This window comes from Citrobacter sp. Cb080 (assembly GCF_030334745.1).
Classification (GTDB): domain Bacteria; phylum Pseudomonadota; class Gammaproteobacteria; order Enterobacterales; family Enterobacteriaceae; genus Citrobacter; species Citrobacter braakii.
On record NZ_JAOWDG010000074.1, the window covers coordinates 1 to 8515 of the forward strand.

Here is an 8515-nt window from a genome sequence, read left to right on the forward strand (position 1 = left end):
AGCATCAGACTGCTTTTCCCTTTCAGATACCCCATAAAGCCGGATACGCTCATTTTGGGTGGGATTTCCACAAGCATATGGATATGATCCGCACAGCATTCCGCTTCCAGGATCCGCACGTTTTTCCACTCACACAGCTTTCTTAAGATGCTGCCTATCGCGCTGCGTTTCTCACCGTAGAATGCTTGTCTCCGGTATTTGGGCGCAAAAACTATGTGATATTTACAGTTCCATCGGGTGTGCGCTAAGCTCTTTTCGTCCCCCATTGGGACCCCCTTTTGATTTCTTGTTAAACATTTGCAGTTGCCAGACCGCAATGTGTTTTAACAAATCAAAAGGGGTTTTAATAACTGGCCCAAAGCTGAAAGCTTTCCGGAACCCCCAGCCTAGCTGGGGGTTTTCTGTGCACAAAAAACCCGGTCGCGTTATGCCACCGGGTCGGTAAATCACAGACTTATTTAGCGCTTGCTGATCTGGTCAAACGTACCACCGTTAGAGAAGTGCTCTTTCTGTGCTTTCGTCCAGCCGCCAAACTCTTCGTCGATGGTGAACAGTTTCAGCTTCGGAAATGCATTTTCGTATTTCTTCGCAACGTCTGCATCACGCGGACGATAGTAGTTTTTCGCTGCAATTTCCTGACCTTCCGGAGAGTAGAGATATTTCAGGTAGGCTTCCGCCACCGTTTTGGTGTCTTTCTTTTCCACGACTTTATCGACCACAGAAACGGTTGGTTCCGCGAGGATAGATTCACTCGGCGTCACTATCTCGAATTTGTCTTTGCCCAGCTCGTTTGTCGCCAGCAGGGCTTCGTTTTCCCAGGCGATCAGCACATCACCGATACCGCGTTCAACGAAGGTATTGGTTGAGCCACGAGCACCGGAGTCCAGCACTTCAACATTCTTATACAGGGCCTTCACGAAGTCTTGTGCCTTGGCCTGATCGTTGTTGTTGTGGTGCAAGGCGTAGCCCCATGCCGCCAGATAGTTCCAGCGTGCGCCGCCTGAGCTTTTCGGGTTTGGTGTAATGACCGACACGCCTGGTTTGATCAGATCGTTCCAGTCATGAATTTGCTTGGGGTTGCCTTTGCGGACCAGGAAAACGATGGTGGAGGTGTATGGCGCGGAGTTATCCGGCAGACGCTTAATCCAGTTTTTATCGATACGACCACGTTCAGCAATGGCATCCACGTCGTAAGCCAGCGCCAGCGTCACGACATCGGCTTCAATGCCGTTAATGACGGAGGTCGCTTGTTTACCCGAACCGCCGTGCGACTGGCGAATCACGACGTTGTCGCCCGTTTCCTGCTTCCAGTGCGCGCTGAAGGCCTTATTGTACTGCTCGTACAGTTCACGCGTTGGATCGTACGATACGTTAAGTAACTGAATATCCTTTGCCATAACGCTGGTCGATGCCAGCAATAATGTTAACCCTACGCCCCATTTGTTCATCGCCCAGCTCTCTTATGTGGTGTTGTGATGAGCAAAGCGTGCCAGAAAGGTATCCAAACATTAAAGAATAAAAAAAGATTTGCTATAACTTGGGGGAATAAATGCGGGGAATTGTGCCGAATGGTGGTTAGCGGCTCATCAGGCCTACAAGTCTTTACAACCTGTAGGCCTGATGCGCTTAGCGCCATCAGGCGCGGAAAAAACAATCAGTACAGTTTTTTCGCGCAGTCCAGCCAGTCACCTTTGAACGGACGCTTCATGTTTTCAATCGCGTCGATGATGTCGTGGTGAACCAGTTGCTCGTTCTGAATACCTACACAGCGACCGCCGTGACCTGCCAACAGCAGTTCAATGGCATATGCGCCCATACGGGACGCCAGGATACGGTCGTAAGGCACCGGAGAACCACCACGCTGGATGTGACCCAGTACGGTTGAGCGCGTTTCACGACCCGTTTCTTTCTCGATGTAATGCGCCAGTTCGTCAACGTCACACATGTGCTCAGTGATCGCCACAATCGCGTGTTTTTTACCTTTCGCGATGCCTGCTTTGATTTCAGCAACCAGATCGTCACGGCTGAATTCCACTTCCGGAACCACCACGAACTCACAGCCACCGGCAATGGCAGCCGCCAGAGTCAGATCGCCACAGTAGCGGCCCATCACTTCAACGATGGAAATACGCTGGTGAGAAGAAGAGGTATCACGCAGACGGTCAATCGCTTCGACTACGGTACCCAGAGCGGTGAAATAACCGATGGTGTAGTCGGTGCCTTTGATATCGTTGTCGATAGTGCCCGGCAGACCGATGCATGGGAAGCCCATTTCAGTCAGGCGTTTTGCCCCCATGTATGAACCGTCACCACCGATAACAACCAGTGCGTCAATGCCACGCTTTTTCAGGTTTTCGATAGCCACGGCACGCACGTTTTCGTCGCGGAATCCCGGGAAGCGGGCAGAACCGAGGAATGTGCCGCCACGGTTGATCATGTCGGACACGCTGTAGCGGTCAAGTTGAACCATACGGTCTTCATACAAACCCAGGTAGCCATCATGGATCCCCATGACTTCCAGCCCTTCCGTCAACGCTGCACGTACAACACCACGGATTGCTGCGTTCATGCCCGGCGCATCACCGCCGCTTGTCAACACACCGATTTTCTTAATCATGACTACCTCTGAACTTTGGAATGCAAAATGAAATCTGCTGCCGGAAGTCGATTCCGCATATCGAAACGATCCAACGAATATGCAGATAGTATAACAATCACTTCCTGCTGAATTGATTCAGGTCAGGCCAAATGGTGGTAATTTATACACAAAATGCTGGCCCGGTTCACTTTTTTTACAACGAATTATAAAAGCTCAAACATCTTGCCTTCCTTGGGTACGACCGAACAGGGATCCTGATGAATGATGACATCCGATCCCGGGAAACGCCGTAAAATTGCCTGCTCTACCTGTTCAGCCACTAAATGCGCCTGAACGAGCGGCAGATTATCTTCCATTTCCAAATGAATCTGAATAAAGCGGGTCGGCCCTGACTGCCGCGTGCGAAGATCGTGAGCGCCGCTGACTCCAGGCCATGACGTCACAATATCAATAATTTCCTGACGTTCTTCATCGGGTAACGCGCGATCCAGCAAAGACTGTACCGCCTCATAACCCATGCGTAATGCACTATATAAAATATAGATGCCAATCCCGAGCGCAAACAAGGCATCTGCGCGATGCCAGCCGTACCATGCCAGCCCAAGCGCCACGAGAATCGCACCGTTCATCATAACATCAGACTGATAATGAAGCATATCCGCCCTAACGGCCTGACTTTGCGTGCGCTTCACCACCCAGCGCTGAAACGAGACCAGAATGATTGTACACACTAACGCAATGATGGTGACAACCACCCCGACGCCAGGATCTTTCATTGGCGTGGGTTGGATGAGATGCTGAATCCCGGTCAGGAATAAAAACAGCGCCGAACCGGAAATAAACATGCTTTGCGCCAGCGCCGCTAGCGATTCCGCTTTTCCGTGTCCGAACGTATGTTCATCATCGGCCGGTTGCAAAGAATAGCGCACCACCAACAGGTTGGTTAACGACGCGGCGATGTCCACCAAAGAATCCACCAGCGCTGCCAGAATACTGACCGATCCGGTGTACCACCACGCAAAAATTTTGATCAAAAGTAACAGCGATGCCATCACGGTCGCCGCGATTGCCGCCCGGCTAACCAGCCGCCCATAGGTTTGATTCATAAACACTCCTGCCAGGATATGCCGCTAGTATAACGGATGAAGTAAAACAGTCAGGCAATAACCGAGTGACAAATTTTGGGCAAAAAAAACCCCCACATCATGTGGGGGAAGACAGGGATGGTGTCTATGGCAAGGAAAACAGGGTTACTACTGGGAACGTGAGTTGCTACTACTCAATAAATTCAACGATGAGCTTTTTTTCCAGTGCGCTACGTCGCGCAGTTGCTCCATTCGTTGTTCATGTCTCTCATTTAAAACCGCTTGCTGCTCGGGCGTTAACAGGCGATACATCTGGTTGCGAACCTTGGCTATTTCAACCTGGCGGGCAACCTGTTCTTGCGCCATTCTTTCTGCCTGAGCGCGCACAGCGCGTTCATCAAATTTCTCTGCGGTGACAAGGCGATGCATTGTCTCCATTTCGCTAACATTAACAGGAGGCTGTTCGTGTCTTGCCTGCTGCATTAAATCTCGCATCTGTTGACGTTGATGTTCGGTTAAACTGATACCGTCGAACATGTGGCTCTGAACGCTACGTTGCGCGGAGCCTTCACCCAGGTGCCAGTGATCGCCTGTGAAGACTTCAGCTGCATGGCTTAAAGTACTCAGTGCCAGCGTTGAGGCCATGACGGCAGCGGTAACTTTGCCCATCACTTGCTCCCAAAATCTTTTCTGTCGCGATTCAACGAGAGACAGTTTACGATTCGGGCTGCAAACATGCGTCAGGGGGTGTAAAACAACGTAAAGTCATAGATTAGCGACGCCTGATGACGTAATTTCTGCCTCGGAGGTACGTAAACAATGAATAAAATCCTGTTAGTTGATGATGACCGAGAGCTGACTTCCCTGTTAAAGGAGTTGCTCGAAATGGAAGGTTTCGATGTGCTGGTTGCCTATGATGGGGAACAGGCGCTTGAGCTTCTGGATGACAGCATCGATTTACTTTTGCTCGACGTCATGATGCCGAAGAAAAATGGCATTGATACGCTGAAAGCACTTCGTCAGACACACCAGACACCCGTAATCATGCTGACCGCTCGCGGCAGCGAATTGGATCGCGTACTTGGCCTTGAACTGGGCGCGGACGACTATTTACCCAAACCGTTTAACGACCGTGAACTGGTCGCGCGCATCCGCGCTATTTTGCGTCGCTCACACTGGAGCGAACAGCAGCAGAACAGCGACAACGGTTCGCCGACTCTGGAAGTGGATGCGTTAAGCCTTAATCCGGGTCGCCAGGAAGCCAGCTTTGACGGGCAAACCCTGGAATTAACTGGCACCGAATTCACCCTGCTCTATTTGCTGGCACAGCATCTCGGTCAGGTGGTTTCGCGTGAACACCTGAGCCAGGAAGTGCTGGGCAAACGCCTGACACCTTTCGATCGCGCGATCGACATGCATATCTCGAACCTGCGTCGTAAGCTGCCAGAACGTAAAGACGGACACCCGTGGTTTAAAACCCTGCGCGGTCGCGGCTACCTGATGGTCTCCGCTTCATGATAGGGAGCTTAACCGCACGCATCTTTGCCATCTTCTGGTTGACGCTGGCACTGGTGTTGATGTTGGTACTGATGTTACCCAAGCTTGATTCACGCCAGATGACCGAGCTACTGGACAGCGAGCAGCGCCAGGGGTTGATGATTGAGCAACACGTTGAAGCTGAACTGGCGAACGATCCACCCAACGATTTAATGTGGTGGCGTCGCTTGTTTCGGGCGATAGACAAGTGGGCGCCGCCAGGACAGCGGTTATTGCTTGTTACGACGGAAGGACGCGTGATCGGCGCAGAACGCAACGAAATGCAGATCATTCGTAACTTTATTGGTCAGGCCGATAACGCCGACCATCCGCAAAAGAAAAAATACGGTCGCGTTGAGATGGTCGGGCCTTTCTCCGTCAGAGACGGCGAAGATAACTACCAGCTGTATCTCATTCGACCTGCCAGCAGCTCACAATCTGACTTTATCAATCTGTTGTTCGACCGACCGCTGTTGTTGCTGATTGTCACCATGTTAGTCAGCTCTCCACTACTGCTCTGGCTTGCCTGGAGTCTGGCGAAACCGGCGCGTAAGTTGAAAAACGCGGCGGATGAGGTGGCCCAGGGCAACCTGCGCCAGCATCCGGAACTGGAAGCCGGTCCGCAGGAGTTTCTGGCGGCAGGCGCCAGCTTTAACCAGATGGTGACGGCGCTGGAGCGAATGATGACCTCGCAGCAACGCCTGCTGTCGGACATCTCCCACGAGTTGAGAACGCCGTTGACGCGTCTGCAGTTGGGCACCGCGCTGCTGCGCCGTCGTAGCGGTGAAAGCAAAGAGCTGGAGCGTATTGAAACAGAAGCACATCGGCTGGACAGCATGATCAACGACCTGCTGGTGATGTCACGCAATCAGCAGAAAAACGCGCTGGTCAGTGAAACGGTGAAAGCCAATCAGCTGTGGGGCGAAGTGCTGGATAACGCCGCCTTTGAAGCCGAGCAGATGGGTAAATCACTCACGGTGAATTTCCCGCCGGGCCCGTGGCCGCTGTACGGCAACCCAAATGCGCTGGAAAGCGCGCTGGAAAACATTGTGCGCAACGCCCTGCGTTATTCACACACGCAGATTGAAGTTGGCTTCGCGGTGGATATCGATGGGATTACCATCACTGTCGACGACGATGGCCCGGGCGTTAGCCCTGAAGACCGAGAACAGATTTTCCGTCCGTTCTATCGTACCGATGAGGCGCGCGATCGCGAGTCTGGCGGAACAGGTCTGGGTCTGGCGATTGTTGAAACCGCAATCCAACAGCATCGTGGCTGGGTGAAGGCCGAAGACAGCCCGCTGGGTGGTTTGCGGCTGGTAATTTGGTTGCCGCTGTATAAACGCGCTTAACAGGCTTCCCCGGTAACGTCGTACCGGGGAAGTTCTCACATTATGCTGCCACAGTCGCAGCCGCTAGCTTTTGCTTTTTAATCCGCTTCACCAGAATGGTCGAACAGATAAAGCCCATTAAGCTGAACGCAATCATCACGCTAAAGACATAGTTATAGCCCGTGATGCCGCTATTGGTATCCAGTAAATAGCCGTATAACGTATACGCAAACATGGCGGGCATATAACCGATAATACAGCCAAATGCCATCGCCGAACCGGCATATTCACGCGGGGTACCAATCTCATCCATTGGTGCAAAGAAAATGGCGCGCTGTGAGAAAATAATCGCCCCAAATCCTAGCGTCGCCGCCATACCGATATACACATTCATCGTTTGATGTGGCAACAGCATAAAAACAACCATAGCAGCAGCAGAGATCAGAAACGTCCACTTCAGGTAAACCGTAGGTGATTTAGCAACCTTATCCGCCAGCAGCCCACCAATCGGCCCTCCCACCATTTTCAATGCATACTGGTTGATGATGCCGTACGCGCCGACGAGCGCTACCGGCAGCATGTAGATATCTTTTAAGAATGGGATGAAGTAAGTCAGGCCACAGTACGCTGATCTTGACCCTCCATCTCCGAACAGCTTTTGTATCTTAAGTTAACGATGTCCGCTGCCGCCGGTATTCCCTCGGGGAGTGATATCCCAGCGCGCTGTGCGGGTGGTTTTCATTGTAATGCGTGAACGCTACTGCAAGGTTTCGCAGTGCTGTTCTCACATCCGGTTTTGGCATGAACGCGATATAGTCTTCTTTCATCGTTTTCACGAACCGTTCGGCCATGCCATTACTCTGCGGGCTGCTCACCGCTGTTGTGCAGGGCTCCAGATTCAGCTCTCTCGCGAACCTCCGCGTTTCATACGCGGTATACGCTGAACCGTTATCCGTCAGCCACTGCACCGCTGTGTCGGGCAACCTGTCGCCGAAGCGCTTTTCCACCGACCTCAGCATCACATCCTGCACGGTCGAACTGTCATAGCCTCCCGTGCTTGCTGCCCAGTCTATGGCCTCACGGTCGCAGCAGTCCAGCGCGAACGTTACCCGCAGTTTTTCGCCGTTGTCGCAGCCGAACTCGAAGCCATCTGAACACCAGCGCATATCGCTTTCTGCCACCGCTATCTTGCCCTTATGTTCACGCTTCGGTCGCTCTGGTTTGTGATGCAACAACAACAGGTTATGCTCACGCATTATCCTGTAAAGCCGTTTGGCATTCACAGGTAGCTGTCCCTCTGTGCGACGTTGCTTGCGCAGGATGCCCCACACGCGTCGATAACCATAACTCGGCATATCGCTGATAATGTTGAGGATAGCCGACAGTATTTCTGCGTCTGCTTCTTCATTACGCCGGTTACAGCGCCTGTCCTGCCAGTCGGCAGAACGGTTAATCCGCAGTGACAGTTGCGCACGCGACACGCCCATGGTCCGGCAGACCATGGCTATTCCCCGTCCTTTGGCAACAAGGGCGCGTGCGCTATCCATTTTCGCGACTGACCGTACTCCACGGCTTCTTTCAGGATCTCAACTTCCATCGTCTTCTTGCCCAGAAGGCGCTGAAGCTCCCGGACCTGCTTCAGAGCAGCAGTAAGCTCAGAAGCAGGAACGACTTCCTCTCCAGCCGCAACGGCGGTGAGGCTGCCTTCCTGATATTGCTTCTTCCACTTAAACAGCAGGCTGGGCTGGATACCATGCAGGCGGGCGACATGGGAGACATTCATACCCGGCTCCATCGTCTGCTGGATAATGGCGATCTTCTCCTGAGGAGTTTTACGTTTACGGACTTCTTGCCCTAACAGGATCCCGGTCATCTCAAAATTGGCGTTAGTGTTAGACATATATTCAAGCCTATCTCTTATCTGGAGATACAGCTACTGTCCGGTGTTTCAGGGGGCTACATCA

8 protein-coding genes and 1 pseudogene are annotated in these 8515 nt (G+C 52.3%); 2 read left to right on the forward strand and 7 right to left on the reverse strand.

Annotation, left to right across the window (positions count from 1 at the left end; genetic code table 11):
* The 5 genes from tnpA to cpxP form a co-directional block, all read right to left on the reverse strand.
* On the reverse strand, nucleotides 1-266 hold a 266-nt coding region (tnpA, locus tag OGV38_RS15685; protein WP_286473928.1), incomplete at its 3' end, for an IS200/IS605 family transposase.
* A gap of 192 nt (nucleotides 267-458) precedes the next feature.
* Nucleotides 459-1448, reverse strand: a complete 990-nt coding sequence (sbp, locus tag OGV38_RS15690; protein WP_047357764.1) for a sulfate/thiosulfate ABC transporter substrate-binding protein Sbp — start codon at nucleotides 1446-1448, stop codon at nucleotides 459-461.
* 206 nt (nucleotides 1449-1654) lie between these two features.
* Entirely contained in the window at nucleotides 1655-2617 is a 963-nt protein-coding gene (gene pfkA, locus OGV38_RS15695) for a 6-phosphofructokinase (RefSeq protein ID WP_286473932.1), read from the reverse strand.
* Between the two features lie 185 nt (nucleotides 2618-2802).
* Nucleotides 2803-3705 carry a CDF family cation-efflux transporter FieF gene (gene fieF, locus OGV38_RS15700; protein WP_016155246.1) on the reverse strand — a complete coding sequence of 301 codons (903 nt, stop codon included), beginning with the start codon at nucleotides 3703-3705 and terminating at the stop codon, nucleotides 2803-2805.
* A 147-nt stretch (nucleotides 3706-3852) separates the two neighbouring features.
* Entirely contained in the window at nucleotides 3853-4353 is a 501-nt protein-coding gene (cpxP, locus tag OGV38_RS15705) for a cell-envelope stress modulator CpxP (protein ID WP_286473935.1), read from the reverse strand.
* Between the two features lie 150 nt (nucleotides 4354-4503).
* Here cpxP and cpxR point away from each other — a divergent pair, with 150 nt between their 5' ends.
* The gene (cpxR, locus tag OGV38_RS15710; protein ID WP_006686193.1) at nucleotides 4504-5202 is read left to right on the forward strand and encodes an envelope stress response regulator transcription factor CpxR; all 699 of its coding nucleotides are present in this window, start codon (nucleotides 4504-4506) and stop codon (nucleotides 5200-5202) included.
* The gene (cpxA, locus tag OGV38_RS15715; protein ID WP_016155210.1) at nucleotides 5199-6572 is read left to right on the forward strand and encodes an envelope stress sensor histidine kinase CpxA; all 1374 of its coding nucleotides are present in this window, start codon (nucleotides 5199-5201) and stop codon (nucleotides 6570-6572) included. The genes cpxR and cpxA overlap by 4 nt, the downstream gene beginning before the upstream one ends.
* 40 nt (nucleotides 6573-6612) lie before the next feature.
* On the opposite strand, the pseudogene OGV38_RS15720 reads toward cpxA, so the two are convergent.
* Nucleotides 6613-7182: pseudogene (locus OGV38_RS15720) on the reverse strand (MFS transporter); the annotation flags it as partial.
* 34 nt (nucleotides 7183-7216) lie between these two features.
* Nucleotides 7217-8424 (reverse strand): IS3 family transposase gene (locus OGV38_RS15725; protein WP_117086587.1). Its coding sequence is split into 2 segments (ribosomal slippage): nucleotides 7217-8103 and nucleotides 8103-8424, totalling 1209 coding nucleotides; the frame shifts between segments, so codons are not numbered across the junction.
* Between the last annotated feature and the right edge of the window lie 91 nt (nucleotides 8425-8515).

What these genes read in the sequence shown, in the direction of transcription:
- sbp (WP_047357764.1), bottom strand. Translation starts at nt 1,448, where the DNA reads ATGAACAAATGGGGCGTAGGGTTAACATTATTGCTGGCATCGACCAGC.
- cpxP (WP_286473935.1), bottom strand. Translation starts at nt 4,353, where the DNA reads ATGGGCAAAGTTACCGCTGCCGTCATGGCCTCAACGCTGGCACTGAGT.
- cpxR (WP_006686193.1), top strand. Translation starts at nt 4,504, where the DNA reads ATGAATAAAATCCTGTTAGTTGATGATGACCGAGAGCTGACTTCCCTG.
- cpxA (WP_016155210.1), top strand. Translation starts at nt 5,199, where the DNA reads ATGATAGGGAGCTTAACCGCACGCATCTTTGCCATCTTCTGGTTGACG.
- pfkA (WP_286473932.1), bottom strand. Translation starts at nt 2,617, where the DNA reads ATGATTAAGAAAATCGGTGTGTTGACAAGCGGCGGTGATGCGCCGGGC.
- fieF (WP_016155246.1), bottom strand. Translation starts at nt 3,705, where the DNA reads ATGAATCAAACCTATGGGCGGCTGGTTAGCCGGGCGGCAATCGCGGCG.